Genomic DNA, 20,294 nt, shown 5'->3' on the forward strand with positions numbered 1-20,294 from the left:
TGGTCGGGTAAAGTTGGACTTGCAGCCAGCACTCCGTCTGCAAGTTGAATGTAAGTTTAGATGTCTGAATCAAGCTGAAGCGGGATTTGGACTACAACATGCCTTGGGATTCTTACCCTGCTTCTCGGCCCATTCTGATACTGAATCGCAATAACATCATCAGCCTGTCACCAAGGCGATGAAGCACTCAATGCACCACGAATATCTGGCCGAACTCATCGGCTTCAAGCATGCCGCCCGAGATCAGGCAGCAAGCGAAACCTTGCTCCTGAATGATCACCTCGGGCGAGCACTGAAAGTTGAGGAGATTGATCTGCAAGCGATTGAGGCTCATGAGTACTGGCACCCCAACCCGCATGATTTCGCCTGGCACCGCATCCCATTGTGGAAGGCCCGCAACGCTCACGCTGGTGCACTCGATATCGCCATCTGGTTCGAAGACCGACTGGCGGGGCTTTGCTGGGCATCACCGCAAGGCAGCAAGGAGAAAATCATGGTGCTGTATCTGCAGCGCAACCCGGATAATACGCTGCCCACGCGCGGATACATCACCCCTTTATGCATGAGCGCTGTCCGCTACTACGCACTGCTGCTGGGTTTAAGGTGGGTGGTTGTGAAGACCCCCTCCCCGAGGCTCGTGTCGCTTATCATCTCGACGGCTTCCGGCAGGTCAAAGGCTTGGGCCTTGCCTATGATCTGTCAGGTATTTATGCTGCATCCAATCAAGAGGGTTGACGTTATGACAAACCAATCAGCCGATTTCAGCGAAAATGTTGCTCATTACAAGGCGATCGCTGAAAAGAAAATCGCTTTGCTACGTGAGTCTGCCCGGTTCAAGGGTTTTATCACCCAAGCAACCGTGGACGAATTCGCCAAGATAGAAGATTTCACCTATGCAGGCCTGTCGCTGAAGGTCAGCAAAGCAACTTGATACCGTTGACGCTGGCACGAAGCAGTACCAGCGTCGTTGTCACGAAAGATCAGGTTCGATTCCTGTCGTCGCACCCTTTCCAACAGTGCGCGATCTGCCTGACTATGGAGTTACTCCACCTGTCGGCGGATTCAGCTGCAACACCTCATTGGTATACGCCCACTCCTTCAACACCTCATCCGGGTGGTCATTCAGGCGCATGCCATACGACGGCACGATCTGCTTGATCTTTGCCTGCCACTCGGGCGTTGCCACCTTGTCCTTGAACACCTTGTTCAGCAAATCGAGCATGATCGGCGGGGCCGTCGAGGCGCCCGGCGATGCGCCGAGCAGGCCAGCGATGCTGCCGTCTTTGGACGTGACGATCTCGGTCCCCAGCTTGAGCACGCCGCCCTGGCTGTCGTCCTTTTTGATGATCTGCACCCGCTGCCCCGCCTGCCACAAGCGCCAGTCCTCTTTCTTCGCCTCCGGGAAGTAGGTTTGCAGCGCTTCGAAACGGTCGTCGTCCGACTGCAGCACCTGGCCGATCAGGTACTGCACCAGGTCGAACTCGCGCACGCCCACACGCACCATCGGCCAGGTATTGTGGATACTGGCGCTGGCGAACAGGTCCAGCAGCGAGCCCTGTTTCAGGAACTTGGTCGAGAACGTGGCAAATGGCCCGAACAGGATCATCCGTTTGCCATCGAGCACGCGGGTGTCCAGGTGCGGCACCGACATGGGCGGGGCACCGGTGGCGGCAATGCCGTAGGCCTTGGCCATGTGGCGCTGGGCGATGGCCGGGTTGTCGGTAACCAGGAACGAACCACCCACCGGGAAGCCGGCGTAATCCTTGGCTTCGTCGATGCCGGACTTTTGCAGCAAAGGCAGCGCCGCACCGCCAGCGCCAATGAACAGGAACTTGGCATCGGTGGTGGCCTTGGTGCCGTCCTTGAGGTTTTTGTACTCGACGTGCCACGAACCGTCATCGTTGCGGGTGATGCCCTCTACCTCGCTGGACAATTTCAGGTCAAAATTCGGCCGGGTTTGCAGGTAGCCCACATATTGGCGGGTGATTTCGCCGAAGTTCACGTCCGTGCCAATGGGCGTCCAGGTAACCGCCAGTTTCTGGTTGGGGTCACGGCCTTCCATCATCAGCGGCACCCACTTGGCGATCTGCGCGTGGTCCTCGGAATACTGCATGGGCTTGAACAGCGGGCTGGCCTGCAGGGCCTCGTAGCGCTTTTTCAGGAAGCGAATGTTGTCATCACCCCACACAAAGCTCATGTGCGGCGTGGTGTTGATGAACGAATGGGGGTTCTTGAGTACGCCCTGGCGCACTTGCCAGGCAAGGAACTGGCGGGTTATCTGGAACGACTCGTTGATCTCCACGGCCTTGCTGATGTCGATCTTGCCGTCCTTTTCAGGGGTGTAGTTCAGCTCAGCGAGGGCCGAGTGGCCGGTACCGGCGTTGTTCCAGCCGTTGGAGCTTTCCTCAGCCACCTTGTCCAGGCGCTCGACCATCTGTATCGACCAGCCCGGCTCCAGCTCGTTGAGCCACACGGCCAGGGTGGAACTCATGATGCCGCCGCCCACCACCAGAACATCGACTTTCCTGCTCTCGGCGGCCTGGGCGCCAAACATGCTCCAGGCCAGCGTGAAACCGGCCAGCGCCAGCTTCGATCTGAGCGTGATCCTCATGTTACCTCCTACGCCTGATGTAATCCGTGAAGTTCTGATCAAGCGTAGCTGACGGATTTGCTCAGGTATTTACGAGAGACGGCTTGCATTCGGCAATGACTCAAAATACTGTATGAATATTCAGTACCTCGAGACAGCCCCATGCAACTTATCGCCAAACTCGGTATTTTGGCTGACGCCGCCAAGTACGACGCCTCCTGCGCCAGCAGCGGCGCGCCCAAACGCAGCTCGCGTGGCGGCGATGGGCTGGGCGCCACCGATGGCATGGGCATTTGCCACAGCTACACCCCCGACGGGCGCTGCGTGTCGCTGCTCAAGGTGCTGCTGACCAACTTCTGCCTGTATGACTGCCAATACTGCGTCAACCGCCGCTCCAGCAATGTGCCACGGGCACGCTTCACCCCTGAAGATGTGGTACGCCTCACCCTGGACTTCTACCGTCGCAACTGCATCAGTGGCCTGTTCCTGAGCTCGGGCATCATCCGCTCGGCCGACTACACCATGGAGCAATTGATCCGCGTGGCACGGCTGCTGCGCGAAGAGCACAACTTCCGCGGCTACATCCACCTCAAGACCATCCCCGATGCCGACCCGCTGCTGATCGAGGAAGCCGGCCGGCTGGCCGACCGGTTGAGCGTCAATATCGAACTGCCCACCGACGCCAGCCTCAAGCGCCTGGCCCCGGAAAAGCACGCGCACACCATTCGCCAGGCCATGGGGGTTATCCACCGGGGCCAGCAAGCCGTGGCCAACGAGCCGAAGGCGCCGCGCTTCACGCCAGCCGGGCAAAGCACCCAGGTCATCGTGGGGGCCGACGCCACTGACGACAGTACCTTGCTGCGCAACGCCGAATCGCTGTACCAGGGTTACGGCCTCAAGCGCGTGTACTACTCAGCTTTCAGCCCGATCCCCGACAGCCCTGGCAGCGTGCCGCTGGCCGCCCCACCGCTGCTGCGCGAACACCGCTTGTACCAGGCCGACTTCCTGCTGCGTGGCTACGGCTACAAGGCCGGCGAACTGCTGGGGCAAACCGGCAATCTTGCGCTGGACATCGACCCCAAGCTGGCCTGGGCGCTGGCCAACCGCGACGTGTTCCCACTGGACGTCAACCGCGCAGAACCGGCGTTGCTGGCCCGCATCCCCGGCATCGGCCTGCGCAGCGTGCAGCGGCTGGTGGCACTGCGCCGCGAACGGCGCGTGCGCTATGACGACCTGATCCAGTTACGCTGCGTGCTGGACAAGGCGCGGCCGTTCATCATCACCAGCGATTACCGCCCGGCCGAGGCCGAACTGCGCAGCGGCCTGTTGCGCGATCGCCTGCGAGAGCCGCAAGCACCGGTGCAAATGGGGCTGTGGGGATGATCGCACTCAATTGCGATGACCTGTTCGGCACTTGGCGCGACCAGGCGCGGACATTGCTGGGGCATGGTATAGACCCCGCCGAGGTGAGCTGGGCGCAAGGCCCGATGGACGACCTGCTGGCTGTGCCGGCCCCATTGCCTGATGGGCCGGCCCCCTTCCGCGCCAAAGTACCCGCGGCCCTGCTGACCCTGCTGGAGCAAGCCGCCCGCTACCGCGGTGAACAACGCTGGAACCTGCTGTACGAAGTGCTTTGGCGGGTGGCCCATGGCGACCGTACGGCCATGCTGGCAGGTGATCGCCTTGGCAGCGAACTGCACCGGCGTATCAAGCAGGTCAGCCGCGAGGCCCACCATTTGCACGCCTTCGTGCGGTTTGTGCCGTTACCGGAACCTGTGGCTGCACAGTTACAACTGGACATGGTTGCCTACCACGAGCCCGCCCACGACATTCTGCACAGCGCCAGCGCGCACTTTGCCGATCGCCTGGGGCGCCTGCGCTGGCTGATTGCCACGCCGCAGGATGGCATCCGCTTCGATGGCGAGCGCTTCGACTATCAACGCCACTGCCCTGAGCCCTGGCGGCAATGGGCACGTAACGCCGACGACCCCGGCGCCGAACTGTGGCGTACTTATTACCGCCACACGTTCAACCCCGCCCGCTTGAACCCCGACGCCTTGCGCCTGCACATGCCGGGGCGATTCTGGCGGCACTTGCCTGAAGGCATGCTGATTCCACAACTCGAAGGCTTGGCCCGGCAAGGCAAGCAACGAGACGGCCAGGCGCTGGAAGTGGGCATGCAGCGCGGGAAGCAGATTAATCATTCCGAGCGTTAAACCCGCTGGTTTCCACGAATGTGAAAATTTTGTAAAAAAATTTGGCATACCACCTTCCAACGTGCGACGCATCCTGACACACTGATTGCGAATTGTTCTCATGCGCTCTTCCATTAACAATCAGTAACAGGATTTGCCAATCATGTCGTTGCCGCTCGCGCCCACGCGCTCGCTCCCTGCCCGCAATCTCCTCGCCCTTGCCGTGTGCATGGCCATCACCGCCCCGGCCTTGGCCGAAGAACCCGGTAAACAGCCCGAGACGCTGGAATTGGGCGCAACCGAGATCAGTTCCGATGCATTGGGCAGTACCACCGAAAACACGGGGTCCTACACCACAGGCAGCATGTCGACGGCCACCAAGCTGCCGCTGAGCCTGCGTGAAACCCCACAGGCAGTGACCGTGATCACCCGCCAGCGCATGGACGACCAGGCCATGACCAGCATCAACGACGTGGTCGCCGCCACCCCTGGCCTGTTCCTCGACTATTCCAGCGGCCCGGGCCGGCAAACCTATACCGCACGCGGCTTCGACATCGACAACCTGATGTATGACGGCATTCCCAGCGGCTACCAAGGCTGGACCGTCGGCGCGCAGCCGAACCTGGCAATGTTCGACCGGGTCGAGATCGTGCGCGGCGCTACAGGCCTGGTAACCGGCTCCGGCAACCCTTCGGCGGCGATCAACCTGGTGCGCAAGCGCCCGCTGGCCGAGCAGAAGGTCACCCTCACCGGCGCTGCCGGCAGCTGGGACAACTACCGCGGCGAAGTGGACGCCTCCAGCCCGCTCAACGACAGCGGCACGCTGCGTGGCCGGGTGGTGGCCTCGTACCGCGACGCCAACAGCTTCATCGATGACGTGGAAGAAGACCACGGCCTGTTCTACGCCGTGACCGAGGCCGACCTCTCCGAAGACACCCTGCTGACTGTCGGCTTCTCCCACCAGAAGGACAAGACCAACTACTTCTGGGGCGCCATGCCCACTGCCTTGAACGGCCACCACCTGGACTTCTCGCGCTCCTACAACCCAGGCACCGACTGGGAGAACAAGGACCAGGAGATCAACACCGTGTTCGCCGAGGTGCGCCAGCGCCTGGCCAACGACTGGAAGCTGCAGGTCAACGCCAACTATTCCGAGCAGAACGCAACCTTCACCGGCTCCTACCAATCGCGCTGGGCAGGCCTGCAAGCGCCGCTGTCGCGCACCGTCTACCAGTCCAGACACCAGGAAAACCAGGCCGGTGTTGATGGCTTCCTCAGCGGCCCGTTCGAGGCCTTCGGCCGCACCCACGAGTTGGTGGTGGGCGCCAGCAAGCGCATCTACGACATGGACACCCGCAACTACAGCCCCTACGACACCAACTACCCGCTCGACGGCGGCAAGCCGGACTTCGTGCACACCGGCAACAGCCGCGCGGTGACTACCCAGGACGGTGTGTACATGACCACCCGCCTGAGCCTGGCCGACCCGCTGAAGCTGATCCTGGGTGGCCGCCTGGACTGGTACGACTACGACGACAAGGAAAGCTCCACCGCCGACTACAAGGTCACCCGCAACGTCACCCGCTACGCTGGCCTGATCTACGACCTGGACGACCACCACTCGGTGTACGTGAGCTACAGCGACATCTTCAACCCGCAGAGCTACAAGGATGCTTCCGGTAGCCCGATCAAACCGATCGAAGGCAAAAACTACGAAATCGGCTTGAAAGGCGAGTACTTCGATGGCGCCCTGAACGCCAGCATCGCACTGTTCCGCATCGATCAGGAAAACCGCGCCGTCTCGCAGACCGACCTGAGCGGCTGCAGCGACCCGACCAACTGCTACGTCGCCTCCGGTGAAGTGCGCAGCCAGGGCGTCGACCTGGAACTGCAAGGCGCGCTGACGCCGAATTGGCAGGTGGGTGCCGGTTACACTTATGCCCGCGTGCACACCCTCAAGGATGCCGCCAACCCGACCAACGAGAACCAGCGCTTCGACACCGACACCCCGGAACACCAGTTCAAACTGTCGACCACCTACCGCCTGCAAGGCCCGCTGGAAAAGGCCCGCATCGGTGGCAACATCACCTGGCAAAGCCGCATCTACAACGACTTCACCGTGGCTGACGGCAGTGAATACCGCCTGATCCAGGGATCCTACGCCATCACCAACCTGATGGCCGGGTACCAGGTGAACGAGCACCTGGACTTGCAGGTAAACGCCAACAACGTGTTCGACCGCCATTACTACTCGGCCATCGCAGGCTCGGTGGATTACGCCGGCGACACCTGGGGCACGCCTCGCAACCTGATGCTGACCGCCAAGTACAGCTTCTGAGTTGACCCGGCGCAGGGACGCGCCGCATCCGCATGGCATACTGAGCGCAGGCCACGGCCACTCAGTCACAATCCTGCAACAGGAACCGCCATGCTCATCCGCCCTGAAACACCCGCCGACTACCCGGCCATCCGCGCCCTCACCCTGCAAGCCTTTACCAATCACCCCCATCATGCACCCGGCCAGGCGCCAACCGAGCACCTGATCATCGAGCGCCTGCGCGAGCATGGCGCCTTGAGCCTGTCGTTGGTGGCCGAGGACGACACTGGCATTGTCGGGCAGGTGAGCTTTTCGCCCGTGCGCATCGACGGTAACGACTGCGGCTGGTATGGGCTTGGGCCGATTGCCGTGGCGCCCGATCAGCAGCGGCAAGGTATCGGCGCAACGTTGATGAACGAGGGGCTGGCGAACATGCGCAAGCGCGGGGCCAAGGGCGTTGTGTTGCTGGGCGACCCCGCTTACTACCAACGCTTCGGTTTCAAGGCTTATCCGCAGTTGTGCTACCCGGGCGTGCCGCCCGAGTACTTCATGGCCGTGGCATTTGAAGGCGATGTGCCCAGCGGAACAGTCACCTACGACGCCGCCTTCATGTAACGGCCAGGCACAACTCCATGAACCGCGCCGCCGCCCGTGAAGGGGTGGCGGCGTGGGGCAGCAAAATGGAAAAGCGCCTCACCAGCGGCTCAGGTGTGATGCACAACCGCTTCAATGCCCCGTCCTCGTGGCGGATGGACATGGCCGAAACAAAGCCGATGCCCATGCCCGCGCGCACCGCTTCCTTCACCCCTTCCACACCGGCGATTTCCAGCGCCACCCGCATGGCCACACCACTGCGCGCAAACGCCCGCTCGACAATCTGCCGCACGCCGGAACCGCTTTCACGCAGCACCAGCGGATAATCACCAAGCGCCTGCAGGGTCACCTGCTCACCCTCTGCCAAAGCATGGCCTGCCGGCACGATGGCAACGATTTCATCTTCCTGCCAAGGCGTAACGCCCGTGCCCAACGGTAACTCCTGACCAGGCGGGCCCTCGATGAGGGCAATGTCGACATCACCCAGCGCGGCCACGATTTCCGCCGTATTGCCATGGGAGGTGCTGACCTGCACGTCCGGGTAGCGGCCATGGAAATCGGCAATCAGGTACGGCAGCAGGTAACTGGCTGGCGTGGTACTGGCGCCGATGCGCAAGGTTCCGCGTTCAAGGCCGCGCAAAGCATCACGCAGCGCCTGGGCCTGATGGAAGGTTTCACGCAGGCGCTGGGCATGGGCCAGCAGTTGCTCACCCGCCGCCGTCAGGCGCACACCCCGGCCTGCGCGTTGGTAAAGCGGTTCGCCAAAGGCCTCTTGCAGCACTTTGAGCTGGCCGGATACCGCCGGCTGCGACAAGTGCAAGGCCTGCGCGGCATGGCTGATGTTGCCGTGCTCGGCAACGGTGGCGAATGTTATCAGCTGTTCTGGAGTCATTTTTGTAAAGTATCAGCTAAACGGATATTTGCCATTCCAAATGACGATTTTTTATAAGCTTATAACCGAATTAAAGTAGGCCATGTCATCACACATTCCGGAGGACTCACATGGCCACGGTCCCATCCCACCCTGCCCTTGCCCCTACCCTCTCCACCCGAGGGCGGCTCAACGGCATATTGTTCGTCGCGCTGTTCGCGCTTGCCGTCACCCAATTGGCCGCGCTGCCAGCCATCGCCAACCTGGGCATCAGCCCGCTGATCGTCGGTATCGTTGCCGGCGCACTGTATGGCAATGCCCTGCGTGACGGCGTGCCCGCCAGCTGGGCAGCCGGCATCAATTTCTCGGCCCGTGGGCTGCTGCGCATCGCGGTTGCCTTCTTTGGCCTGCGGGTAAGCCTGCAGGAAATCGCCGAAGTCGGTTGGTCGGGGCTTCTCGTGTCGCTGCTGGTGGTGGCCAGTACCCTGCTGATCGGCCTGTGGTGCGGCATGAAATTGCTCAAGCTGGACCGCGACACCGCGTTGTTGACCGCCGCTGGCAGCGCCATCTGCGGTGCCGCCGCCGTGTTGGCATTCGAGTCGGCCCTGCGCAGCGCGCCGCACAAAAGTGCCATGGCCGTTGGCAGCGTCGTGCTGTTCGGCACGCTGTCGATGTTCCTCTACCCGCTGGCGATCAACGCCGGCTGGCTGCCCCTCGAGACCCTGGGCAGCGGCCTGTTCCTGGGCGGGACGATCCATGAAGTCGCCCAGGTGGTCGGCGCGGCCAGCAACGTCAGCCCCGAGGCCACGCACATCGCCACCATCGTCAAGATGACCCGCGTGATGCTGCTGGTGCCCGTGCTGCTGGTGGTGGGCCTGTGGGTCAGCCGTTCGCGCCAGCCGGGCCAGGCGCAGGGCAATGGCCGCATTGCGATGCCGTGGTTTGCCTTCGGTTTTCTGGCACTGGTGCTGGTCAATTCGCTGCAGGTGCTGCCCGGCAGCGTGACGCAGGCCATCAACAGCCTGGACACCTTCGCCCTGACCATGGCCATGACCGCCCTGGGCATGGAAACGCGCTTCAGCCAGATCCGCCAGGCCGGCCCGCGGGCACTGGCCACCGGTGCCATCCTCAACCTGTGGCTGCTGGGAGGGGGGGTGGCAATCACACTGGGTGTGCAAAAGCTGTTTGCATGACATATGGTGTTGTCAGAGAAGGATGTTTTACCTGCACAGGAAAGACTTAGATGCCCCAACGCCATGTCATCAATGCATCCGTCAGCCCCAAAGGCAGCCTGGAGACGCTGTCGCAACGTGAAGTCCAACAACTGAGTGAAGTGGGTACCGGAAGCCTCTACACCCTGTTCCGCCAGTGCGCCCTGGCCATCCTCAACACCGGCGCCCATGTTGATAATGCCAAGACCATCCTCGAAGCCTACAAGGACTTCGAGGTGCGTATCCACCAGCAAGACCGTGGCGTGCGCCTGGAGCTGCTGAATGCACCGGGCGACGCCTTCGTCGATGGCGAAATGATCGCCAGCACCCGCGAGATGCTGTTCAGCGCGCTGCGCGACATCGTTTACACCGAAAGCGAACTGGCCAGCCAGCGCATCGACCTGGAAAGCTCCCAGGGCATTACCGATTACGTGTTCCACCTGCTGCGCAACGCCCGCACCCTGCGCCCGGGTGTGGAGCCGAAGATGGTGGTGTGCTGGGGCGGGCACTCGATCAGCAGCGAGGAATACCAGTACACCAAAAAAGTTGGCCACGAACTGGGCCTTCGCAAGCTGGACGTGTGCACCGGTTGCGGCCCGGGCGTGATGAAGGGGCCGATGAAAGGCGCCACCATCGCCCACGCCAAGCAGCGCATGCACGGCAGCCGCTACCTGGGCCTGACCGAACCGGGCATCATTGCCGCCGAAGCGCCCAACCCGATCGTCAACGAACTGGTGATTTTGCCGGACATCGAAAAGCGTCTTGAGGCTTTCGTGCGCGTCGGCCACGGCATCATCATCTTCCCGGGGGGTGCCGGCACCGCCGAGGAATTCCTCTACCTGCTCGGCATCCTCATGCACCCCGACAACCAGGCCTTGCCCTTCCCGGTAATCCTCACCGGGCCACGCAGCGCCGAGCCGTTCCTGCAGCAGTTGCACGCCTTCGTGGGGGCCACCCTGGGCGAGCAAGCCCAGCGCCACTACCAGATCATCATCGACGACCCGGCCGAAGTGGCACGGCACATGGTCGAAGGGCTCAAGGAGGTGAAGCAGTTCCGCCGCGAGCGCAACGATGCCTTCCACTTCAACTGGCTGCTGAAGATCGACGAGGGCTTCCAGCACCCGTTCGACCCGACCCACGCCAACATGGCCGAACTGGCCCTGCGCCGCGACCTGCCGGCCCATGAACTGGCCGCCAACCTGCGCCGGGCGTTTTCCGGGATCGTGGCCGGTAACGTGAAGGACAAGGGCATCCGCCTGATCGAGGAGCACGGGCCGTACCAGATCCGTGGTGACAGTGCGGTGCTGGAGCCGTTGGGGCGCCTGTTGCAGGCGTTTGTTGACCAGCACCGGATGAAGTTGCCGGGTGGGGCGGCGTATGTGCCGTGCTATCAGGTTGTGACCTGAAAGAACGTGGGGCCGCTTTGCGGCCCTTTCGCTTTCGCAGAGGGTACTGCAATTGCAAGCGTGCGCGGATCCTGTAGGAGCGGCTTTAGCCGCGAAGCAGGCGACGCGGTGCCTGGCACCGGCCTTGCCGGTGTTCGCGGCTAAAGCCGCTCCTACAGGCCCCCTGTTACCTCACAGGGCTAACCACCAACCGGATACTGTCCCGCCCCCCGCGCTTGGATTGGTAAAGCGCCACATCCCCCTGCTCGATCAACGCCGCCAGGCTCGCTGGCGGCTGGTCGAACAAGTTGGCGCCGATGCTCAAGGTAACCGGCTGCGGCGTTGGCATGGCCTGCTCGGCAAACTGCTGGAACTGGCCCCGCAGCACCCCACCCAACTCCACCACCCGCTCGCTGCTGGCATCGCTGAGCAGGATCACGAATTCATCCCCGCCCAACCGCGCCGCCAGCGAGCGCTCCGGCAGCACCGCGCGGATCATCTCGCTGAGCGCCACCAGCAAACGGTCGCCGGCCGCATGGCCGTGCAGGTCGTTGACCAGTTTGAAGTTGTCGATATCGATCAACAGAAGCGCGCCTGGGTGCGCCGGGCTGACTGCTTTGAACAAATGGGTCGCCCGCACTTCCAGGGCACGGCGGTTGTACAGCGCAGTCAGTGGGTCGCGAGCGGCCAGGCGGGCGATACGCTCCTCACGGCGATAGCGCACGGTGCCGGTCATCGACAAGGCAATCAGCATGATCGCCATCGCACCCTCGACCAGGGAAATCTGGATGATCAGGCCGCCGAAGGTCGCCAGGTCAATCAGCGTGCCGGGGGTGATCGCGATGATCGCTTTGGCCACGTAGAACAGCCCATGGATCAGCAGCACATAGCGCAACTGCACCGCGCCAACGCTCAGCGATTTGCCATGCGGGCGCAGCAGCATGCTGCCTTTGAGGGTGAGCAATGCCACCAGCAGCGAGTTGACCATCAACATGACCTTCGACCACTGCGGCCCGGCCGGTAACGCCAACAAGGCAAACCAGACCAGCACCAGCAGCAACCAGGCCCGCGACAGCCGTGTCTGGGTGAAGCGCACCACCCCAAGCAAGAAGCACGTGTGGGCCACCACCAGCAGGCCGTTGGCAAACCAGATGCCGATGAACAGCAGGCCGATCCCGCGCAGCAGGGCAAGGGTCGAGCCAATGGTGATGGTGGCAAACCCTGCGCTCCAGAACAGCAGCGAAGGTTCGCGGACACTGCGCCATTCAATCGCAAGGTACAAGGCAGCGGCGGCTGCCAGGGCGATGGTAATGGTCAGCATCGTGGGTGGATCGAGCGCCATGGGTGGATTGGCCTATCTGGTTAACAAATAAAAGCGCGATTGTATTCGCTTGTCATGACTTTTCAGAGAGGTGCCGATGAATATAGCCCGCCCACGGCTGCGTTTCAGAGCACCCGCTTGATCAGTGGCTCCAGGCGGCTGTAGCGCAAGCGCCGAAGGAAGGTGCGCACCTCCTTGGGGTGCTCGGCCTTGACGCCCAGGTCGTCGGGCGAAACGATACGTGGCGCGTGCCTGCGGATGCCCTCCAGCTCCACGGCACGTGGTACCAGCCATTGGCCTTGCGGGTCGTCGATCAGCAGGCCGTTTTCCAGGTCAAGGTTGAAGCCGCGCGGGTTGAGGTTATTGCCGGTCAACAGCGAATAGCGCTGGTCCACCCAGATGCCCTTGGCATGGAAGGTGTGGCCAGGGTCATTCCACACCCGCACCACCAACTGGCTGCAGGCCAGCGCAACTTGCCGACGGCGCACGAACGCCCGCAGGTTGTCTTCATACAGGTAGGGCAACGCACCGCTGGCGCTGAAGGGCTCGCCCGGTGCGATGTAAAAGTCGTTGGCGGTGCGGTGGCCGACGATCAGTTCGATGCGCACCCCACGGCTGAGGGCTTGGTCGAGCTCGCGCATCACCACGCGCGGCGGGTTGAAATACGGCGTGCTGATAACGATCTGTTCCCGCGCCGCCGCCAACAGCGCGCACAACGCGCGGTTCAGCGGGTTGCCACGGCCCACCCCTAGCAGCGGCACCACCCGCAGCCCCTGTCCGGTTGCGCTCGCTGGCGCCTCATAGGCCATGCGCCGCAGCCTGGCGCGCAGGCGGCGGATGTCACCGCGCAGGCTGCGGTTGGCAGGCGGCGCCGGCAAATCCAGGCGTGGCGTTGCGGTGTGGTGCAGCAGGCGGCGCACCAGGTCGACCATCGAGTCGGCCAGTGCAGCGCACTGGAACAGGTGATAGCGGTCCAGCCGGTAGCGGTCGAACCGGTGCAGGTAAACGTTATTCAGGCTGGCGCCGGTATAGATCACGCAATCATCAATCACACTGCCCTTGAGGTGCAGCACGCCAAACAGCTCGCGGGTTTGTACCGGCACACCATGGATGACCACATCCAGCCCGCGCAACTGGCGCTGGGCCTGATACCAGGCGGCGTTACCCGGTTGCCGCCCGGCCCCCAGCAAACCACGACGGGCACGGAACCAGTCGACCACAATGACGATTTCCAGCGCCGGCCGGGCAGCCTTGGCCCGGTACAGGGCATCGAGCACTTCCTGGCCGGCCTCGTCCTCCTGCAGGTACAGGGCAACGATGACGATGCGCCGGGTGGCCGCGCCAATGCGCTCGAGCAGGCAGGCGCGGTAAGTTGCCGCGTCGGGCAATACCTGGATCGCCTCGGCGGGCATGGCAAAGCCTGGCAACGCCGCCAGCATGGTTTCGGGGTTCACGTACGTTCACCTTCTGTCTGCATTCGGGTCCATTCCTGGCCGCAGCCCCTGGGTGTACTATCCACCGGGCAACGACCCATAACAACAAGAAACCTGCGAGGCCTTTTCCCACTGCCCCCGCCTCAGCTTGCACAGGATGACCCCGATGGTCCACCCCACTCTTGCAAACGTATCGGCCAATGCCGCCAAGACCTTCGGGTTTCTGATCTTGCCCAGCTTCACCACCATTGGCCTGGCCTCGGCGGTGGAGACGTTACGCATGGCCAACCTGGCGGCACGCCGTACGTTGTACCGTACAGTGCTGATTGCCGCCAGCGCTGAACCGGTCATGGCCAGCAACGGCATGCGTGTGCTGCCGGACCATGCCCTGGCCGACGCACCCGCGCTGGACGCCCTGTTCGTGGTCGGCGCCAACCCCATCGACCGCAGCCGCTCCACCCGGCCCTTGATCGACTGGCTGCGCCAGCTGGCGCGCCAGCGCCTGCCGTTGGGTGGCATTTGCACCGGGAGCTACCTGCTGGCCAAGGCCGAGTTGCTCAAAGGTTATCGCTGCACCATTCACTGGGAAGACATTCAGGCCTTGCAGGACCATTTCCCCGGCATCGTCATCTCCAACCAGCTGTTCGAGCTGGACCGCGACCGTTTCACCTGCTCCGGTGGCGTGGCAGCCATGGACATGATGCTGCAACTGATCGCCCGCGAACCCGGTGGCCAGGACATTGCCGCCAAGGCAGCCGAGCTGCTGCTGTGCGACCGCATGCGCGGCGAGCGTGAGCGCCAACGGGTGCCGCTGCGTACCTTGCTGGGGGCGGCCCAGCCCAAACTGAGCCAGGTGGTGGCGATCATGGAAGCCAACCTGGAGGAGCCGCTGGGGCTGGAAGAGCTGGCCAGCCTCAACGAAGTGACCGTGCGCCAGCTGGAGCGGTTGTTCCACAAGTACCTGCAGCGCACACCCAGCCAGTATTACCTTGAGTTGCGGCTGGCACGGGCGCGGGAACTGCTGTTGCGCAGTGATGTACAGGTGCGGGAGGTCGCGCTGGCATGCGGGTTCAGCTCGCCAGCGCATTTTTCCAAGAGTTACAGCCGGTTCTTCGGCTTGTCGCCGCTGGGGGAGCGGCGACAGGCATCGTTGCATTGATGGGCCGGGCCCGGCAACGACAGGTCAGTGGCCGTGTTGCAGCTCGGCCCGCACGTCACTCACCTGCGCGGCGGTGACCGCCGCGGCGTGGTTGGACCACCCTTGACGCAGGAAGGTGGCCAGTTCCGCCACTTCGGCATCGTCCATGCGCTCGGCAAAGCCAGGCATCGGCAGCACTGACGGTGCGCGCTCGGTCGATGGCGTCTGCGCGCCGGCCAGGATCACGTGGATCAACGCCGCCGGGTTGTCGGCATTCACCACCGAGGCACCATCCAGGCGCGGGAACACCTCTGGCGCACCTTCACCCGACACGAAGTGACAGGCACCGCAGTTGTCCACGTAAAGGCGCTCGCCCAGGTTCAGGCCCTTGGCCGCAGTCAGTTTGGCGGTCGTGCCTTCGCTACGCTGGGGCTGGTGCTGATAGGCCGGCGCCTTGCCGCCTTCGAGCGACTTGAGGTACACCGCCATCGCTTGCAGGTCTGCATCGCTCATGTGCGAGGTGCTGTTGGCGATCACGTCCTTCATCTCACCGGCCACCGAAGCCACGCTGTTACGCCCGCTGCCCAGGTAGTCGACGATCTGCTGCTGGCTCCAGTGCGGCATGCCGCGCAGTGCCGGCACCGCCCAGCCATTGAGCTCGGCACCGGTCAGGTAGCCACCGGCGCTTTCGTCCAGGCCCTTTTCCTGCATGGTCAGTGCCCGCGGGGTGTGGCACGAACCACAATGGCCCAGGCCTTGTACCAGGTAGGCACCGCGTTGCAGCTCGGACTGCGCCGCCGCTTCGGCAACGCCCTCATCCGCGGGCAGCGGCGAGAACAGCGTGCGCCAGTACGCCAGCGGCCAGCGGATCGACAATGGCCACGGGATGTCGTTGGCCTTGTTGGCCTGCGCCACCGGTGCCACGCCCTTCATGAAGTAGGCGTACAGCGCTTCCAGGTCCTGGTCGCTGACCTTGGCATAGGACGGATACGGCATCGCCGGGTACAGCGCGCTGCCGTCGTGGCCGATGCCACGACGCATGGCGCGCTCGAAGTCGCCGTAGGTCCAGTTGCCGATGCCAGTGCTGGCATCCGGGGTGATGTTGGTGGAATAGATGGTGCCGATCGGCGAGGCAATGCCCAACCCACCGGCGAACGGTTTGCCGCCGTCATGGCTGGTGTGGCAGGCAACGCAGTCACCGGCCCGCGCCAGGTAGGCGCCCTTTTCGATCAATTGCGGGCTCATGGCCTGCTTCATCTGTGCCTGCGGGTCACCGGAGCGGTTGAGCACCACGCTCAGCGCCCAGGCCAGCAACGCGGCCACGGCCGCCAGCACGACCAGTACGGCCAGGCGGGAACGAACTTTGGATGTCATCGTGTGCGCTCCTTACGCTTGCACCAGCGGGCCGGGGTTTTTCAGGTACTGATCCTTGATGGCCTGGGCCGAGAACAGCGTGAGTGCACCAATCAGCGAGGTCGGGTTGGCCTGGAAGTTTTGCGGGAAGGCGTTGCCGCCCGGCACGAACACGTTGTGCACATCCCAGCTCTGCAGGTAGCGGTTAAGCGCGCTGGTTTCCGGCGAATCGCCCATGATCGCGCCGCCCACGTTGTGGGTGGACACGTACTTGGTGATGTCCCAGTGCGAGTCCATGCCCAGGAAGCTCTCGGAGTAGCTGTCCGGGTCAAGCTCCTTGGTGATGTCCAGCACGATTTTGCGCAGGTGCTGCTGCAGCTTCAGTTCGTTCTGCTTCCAGTCGAAGGTGATGCGCAGCAGGGGCAGGCCCCACGGGTCTTTGTAGGTGGGGTCGAGGTCGACATAGTGGTCGCGGTACGACATGCAGCCGGTGGAGATGCTGATCTTCATCGAGTGGCCGTACCAGTCCTGCATGCCCTCTTTCCAGCCCTGGCCCCACTCCGGGGTGCCGCCTGGCAACGCGGTGCCGATCGGCGTGCCGGTGGCCTGGGAGCTGTGGATCTTGGCGCCGCCGATAAAGCCCAGCGACGGGCCGTCATAGTTGCCCGGGGACACGTCGTTGAACATCTGCCCGGTGGCGCCGGCGGTGGCGAACGGGTTGAAGTGCTTGTCCTTGAAGAACAGCGTGGCGCCGCCGTTGCTCAGGAACGCATAGTTGCGCCCGACCGTGCCTTTGCCGGTGACCGGGTTGTACGGCTGGCCGATGCCCGACAGCAGCATCAGGCGCACGTTGACGAACTGGAACGCCGCCAGCACCACGATTTTGGCCGGCTGGAACACGGTGTTGCCATCGGCATCGGCGTAGGTGATGCCCTTGGCGGTCTTGCCGTCGGGGTGCAGTTCAACCTTCAGGACGTTGGCATTGACCCGGTAGTCGAAGTTGGGCATGCGCTTGAGCGCGTCCATCACGGCAGTTTGCGGCGAGGCCTTGGAGAAGTTCAGGCACGGGTACTTGCTGCAGTAGCCGCAGTAGTTGCACGGGGCGATCTGGTTGCCGTAGGGGTTCTTCCAGGCCCGCGACACGTTGGCCGACGGGTTGGGGAACGGGTGGTAACCCAGCTTGCGCGCGGCGTCGGCGAACATTTTGTTGTTCAGCGTGTCTTCCAGCGCGGGCAGCGGGTACGGGTTGGAGCGCGGGCCTTCGAACGGGTCGCCGCCTACCAGGATCTGGCCGTTGAGGTTGCCGGTGTTGCCCGACAGGCCGCAGATCTTGTCGAACTTGTCCAGGTACGGTTCGATTTCGTCCCAGGTGAACGGGTAGTCGCCGATGGTCATGTCGCTTTGCAGGATACCGGGCTTGTAGGCCTGGTCTGCGTAGGTCTTGAGCTTGATGTCGGTGGGCGTCGGGCGGATCAGCACGCCCGTCCAGTGCAGGCCGGAGCCACCCACGCCGGTACCCGGCACGAAAGCGCCCCACTGGCGGGTGGGCAGCGCGGTGCTGTTGAGGTTGTGACGCACGGTCAGCGCGCCATCCTTTGGGGTGACCATGATCTTGTTGCGCACGCCGTAGGCGTATTGGTCAGCCGGCTTGGGGTAGGCGAAATCGGCGTTGGAGCGGTCTTCACCGCGCTCGAAGGCACGTACTTTCAAGCCTGCCTGGGCCAGCTCGATGCTCATCAACGAGCCAGCCCAACCCAGGCCGACGACCGCTACGTCGACTTCGTCATTGGTAATGTTTGCCATAAAAAACCTTGAATGCTGTGGTGCAGGGCGAAGGGATCAACCGCGCTGGCCGGTCAGGCTGACCGGGCCGAGGGGGTACGGGACGTTGTGCTGGGCCACCCATTCCAGGTAGCTGGCACGGGCGCCGGGGAAGCCGATGGCGATCCACGCCTTCATGCCCTTGTTGCCGCCGTAGATGGGGTCGGCCAGCCAGCCCTGACGGGTGTGGTTGAGCAGTTCGCCGAAGAACAGCTTGCCTTTGAGCACGTCTTCGCCATGGGCGGTGAAGTCGACCTGCCCGGCCTGCAACTTTTTCAGCACCGCATCGCGCTGCTCCAAAGGCAGTAAGGCGAAGTGCTGGCCATGGTTGGCCTGGCACCAGCTTTCCAGCGCGGCAATGCCTTTGCGGTAGATCTGCTGCGGGGTGAACGGCAGCTGGTAGCCCAGGGTTGCCGGCGCGTTCAGGTCGAACGGCCCTTCCAGGTAGATCTCGCTGCCCAGGTCACCGGCCAGTTGCTGGTCAATGAAGATCGGCACGTTGGTTTCCAGCGCGCCCGGCCCACGGCCGTCGGCGGGGATCAGGCGGTCGCACGCCGCCAGGATCAGCGTCCACTCGGCAGGCGTGAAGAAGATCGGGGTGTAGCTGTCGAGGTTGGGCGCCGCCATTTCCGCGGCCATCGCCGCACTCAGGCCCTTTACGGTGATGCCCATGGCGGGCAAGGCAATCAGCGAAGAAAGCAGAAACTTCCTACGCGAGGTTTCCTTTGCTAACAACATTCAGGTCTACCTAATGACTAATCACAAAGACCCGTGACGGCGCAGGCCTGTGCAGGCTGCTGTCTGTTTATCTGGTCATCCATATGAATGACGTCGTACATCACGGCTCGGAAAGGATAGCAGCCTATCGAAAGTGCTACAAAACATTTCTCACGGGAATGTCAATGACGCGAATGTCGCAGGTTGGGTGGAGGGGTGTAGTGGTCGTATGACTGGTGTGGCGATTTTGAGATCGAGCGCCGCCGCGCGGCGCATCGCGGATGAATCCGCTCCTACAGGCCTGTGATAGCGTTGTAGGAGCGGATTCATCCGCGATGCGCCGCACGGCGGCGCTCGATCTCAAAACCAACAACCATCCTGAGGCGTACTCCCCTGGCCAGCTCCCCGCTCACGGATCTTCCCGATAACAGGTCACCGCTGAGACTTGTTTCACTCCTACAGTTGATGAGCGGCCCGCACGCCGCACCCGGCACTCATTCATCACAGGAGGCGCAAGATGGGATACGTCACAACCAACGATGGCGTTGAGATCTTCTACAAAGACTGGGGCCCGAGCGATGCCCCGGTGGTGTGGTTCCATCACGGCTGGCCCCTGAGCGCCGACGACTGGGACGCGCAAATGCTGTTCTTCCTGGCACAGGGCTACCGGGTGATCGCCCACGACCGCCGTGGGCACGGGCGCTCCAGCCAGGTGTGGAACGGGCACGACATGGACCATTACGCCGATGACGTGGCTGCGGTAGTCAAGCACCTGGGCATCAAGCAGGCGGTGCATGTGGGGCACTCCACCGGCGGCGGTGAAGTGATCCACTACTGCGCCCGCTACAGCAACGAACGTGTCGCCAAGGCCGTCATCATCGCTGCGGTGCCGCCGCTGATGGTGCAAACCGCCAGCAACCCGGGCGGGCTGCCGAAGTCGGTGTTCGACGACCTGCAGGCCCAGCTCAAGGCCAACCGGGCGCAGTTTTTCCTCGACATCCCGACCGGGCCGTTCTATGGCTACAACCGCCCGGGCGCCAAGGCCGATCAAGGGGTGATCCACAACTGGTGGCGCCAAGGCATGACAGGCTGCGCCATCGCCCATCACGATGGCATCGTCGCGTTCTCACAAACCGACTTCACCGAAAGCCTGAAGAAGGTCACGGTGCCCGTGCTGGTGATGCACGGCGACGACGACCAGATCGTGCCGTACGAAAATTCCGGGCCGCTGTCGGCCAAGCTGCTGCCCAACGGCACGCTGAAGACCTACGCAGGCTACCCGCACGGCATGCCCACCACCCATGCCGATGTGATCAACGCGGACTTGCTGGCGTTCATACGCAGTTGA

16 protein-coding genes are annotated in these 20,294 nt (G+C 63.0%); 9 read left to right on the forward strand and 7 right to left on the reverse strand.

All coding sequences use genetic code 11. The features are described 5' to 3' along the window. The first annotated feature begins 190 nt into the window (after positions 1-190). Positions 191-931, forward strand: a complete 741-nt coding sequence (locus tag PVV54_RS15270; RefSeq protein WP_274906054.1) for a hypothetical protein — start codon at positions 191-193, stop codon at positions 929-931. A gap of 102 nt (positions 932-1,033) precedes the next feature. Here the strand turns inward: PVV54_RS15270 and mqo are convergent, their stop codons facing one another. Then, positions 1,034-2,611: a malate dehydrogenase (quinone) gene (mqo, locus tag PVV54_RS15275; protein WP_274906055.1), complete on the reverse strand. Its 1,578-nt coding sequence runs from the start codon at positions 2,609-2,611 to the stop codon at positions 1,034-1,036. Positions 2,612-2,752: 141 nt separating this feature from the next. Between mqo and PVV54_RS15280 the strand changes: the two genes are divergently transcribed. The 4 genes from PVV54_RS15280 (at position 2,753) to PVV54_RS15295 (ending at position 7,717) form a co-directional block, all read left to right on the forward strand. Continuing rightward, the gene (locus tag PVV54_RS15280) at positions 2,753-3,973 is read left to right on the forward strand and encodes a putative DNA modification/repair radical SAM protein (RefSeq protein ID WP_274906056.1); all 1,221 of its coding nucleotides are present in this window, start codon (positions 2,753-2,755) and stop codon (positions 3,971-3,973) included. Beyond that, a complete protein-coding gene (locus PVV54_RS15285) occupies positions 3,964-4,806 on the forward strand; it encodes a TIGR03915 family putative DNA repair protein (RefSeq protein WP_274906057.1) in 843 nt (280 codons plus the stop codon). Before PVV54_RS15280 ends, PVV54_RS15285 begins: the two co-directional genes overlap by 10 nt. Before the next feature lie 142 nt (positions 4,807-4,948). After that, positions 4,949-7,123 (forward strand): TonB-dependent siderophore receptor, encoded by a 2,175-nt coding sequence (locus PVV54_RS15290; RefSeq protein ID WP_274906058.1) that lies wholly within the window; start codon positions 4,949-4,951, stop codon positions 7,121-7,123. 90 nt (positions 7,124-7,213) lie between these two features. Next, positions 7,214-7,717, forward strand: coding sequence for a GNAT family N-acetyltransferase (locus PVV54_RS15295; RefSeq protein ID WP_274906059.1), 504 nt, complete (start codon positions 7,214-7,216; stop codon positions 7,715-7,717). Here the strand turns inward: PVV54_RS15295 and PVV54_RS15300 are convergent. Further along, the gene (locus PVV54_RS15300) at positions 7,710-8,588 is read right to left on the reverse strand and encodes a LysR family transcriptional regulator (RefSeq protein ID WP_274906060.1); all 879 of its coding nucleotides are present in this window, start codon (positions 8,586-8,588) and stop codon (positions 7,710-7,712) included. The genes PVV54_RS15295 and PVV54_RS15300 overlap by 8 nt on opposite strands. A gap of 110 nt (positions 8,589-8,698) precedes the next feature. Here PVV54_RS15300 and PVV54_RS15305 point away from each other — a divergent pair, with 110 nt between their 5' ends. Both PVV54_RS15305 and ppnN read left to right on the forward strand, forming a co-directional pair. Next, entirely contained in the window at positions 8,699-9,760 is a 1,062-nt protein-coding gene (locus tag PVV54_RS15305; protein ID WP_274906061.1) for a YeiH family protein, read from the forward strand. Between the two features lie 50 nt (positions 9,761-9,810). Continuing rightward, on the forward strand, positions 9,811-11,184 hold the full coding sequence (gene ppnN / locus PVV54_RS15310; protein ID WP_274906062.1) for a nucleotide 5'-monophosphate nucleosidase PpnN: 1,374 nt from the start codon (positions 9,811-9,813) through the stop codon (positions 11,182-11,184). Positions 11,185-11,350: 166 nt separating this feature from the next. On the opposite strand, the gene PVV54_RS15315 is transcribed toward ppnN, so the two are convergent. Together PVV54_RS15315 and pssA are read right to left on the reverse strand one after the other, a co-directional pair. Continuing rightward, a complete protein-coding gene (locus PVV54_RS15315; protein WP_274906063.1) occupies positions 11,351-12,505 on the reverse strand; it encodes a GGDEF domain-containing protein in 1,155 nt (384 codons plus the stop codon). Positions 12,506-12,609: 104 nt separating this feature from the next. Further along, positions 12,610-13,923, reverse strand: coding sequence for a CDP-diacylglycerol--serine O-phosphatidyltransferase (gene pssA, locus PVV54_RS15320; protein WP_274910444.1), 1,314 nt, complete (start codon positions 13,921-13,923; stop codon positions 12,610-12,612). A gap of 160 nt (positions 13,924-14,083) precedes the next feature. Here pssA and PVV54_RS15325 point away from each other — a divergent pair, with 160 nt between their 5' ends. Continuing rightward, complete coding sequence (locus PVV54_RS15325) at positions 14,084-15,076, forward strand: GlxA family transcriptional regulator (RefSeq protein WP_274906064.1); 993 nt, start codon at positions 14,084-14,086, stop codon at positions 15,074-15,076. 24 nt (positions 15,077-15,100) lie between these two features. On the opposite strand, the gene PVV54_RS15330 is transcribed toward PVV54_RS15325, so the two are convergent. The 3 genes from PVV54_RS15330 to PVV54_RS15340 are packed head-to-tail and all read right to left on the reverse strand — an operon-like array spanning position 15,101 to position 18,967. Then, complete coding sequence (locus PVV54_RS15330) at positions 15,101-16,429, reverse strand: c-type cytochrome (protein ID WP_274906065.1); 1,329 nt, start codon at positions 16,427-16,429, stop codon at positions 15,101-15,103. 12 nt (positions 16,430-16,441) lie between these two features. Further along, positions 16,442-18,211, reverse strand: a complete 1,770-nt coding sequence (locus PVV54_RS15335; RefSeq protein WP_274906066.1) for a GMC family oxidoreductase — start codon at positions 18,209-18,211, stop codon at positions 16,442-16,444. A 36-nt stretch (positions 18,212-18,247) separates the two neighbouring features. Continuing rightward, positions 18,248-18,967, reverse strand: coding sequence for a gluconate 2-dehydrogenase subunit 3 family protein (locus tag PVV54_RS15340; RefSeq protein ID WP_274906067.1), 720 nt, complete (start codon positions 18,965-18,967; stop codon positions 18,248-18,250). A gap of 496 nt (positions 18,968-19,463) precedes the next feature. Between PVV54_RS15340 and PVV54_RS15345 the strand changes: the two genes are divergently transcribed. Continuing rightward, positions 19,464-20,294 (forward strand): alpha/beta fold hydrolase, encoded by an 831-nt coding sequence (locus PVV54_RS15345; RefSeq protein WP_274906068.1) that lies wholly within the window; start codon positions 19,464-19,466, stop codon positions 20,292-20,294.

The organism is Pseudomonas sp. PSKL.D1 (assembly GCF_028898945.1).
Taxonomy (GTDB): Bacteria; Pseudomonadota; Gammaproteobacteria; order Pseudomonadales; family Pseudomonadaceae; genus Aquipseudomonas.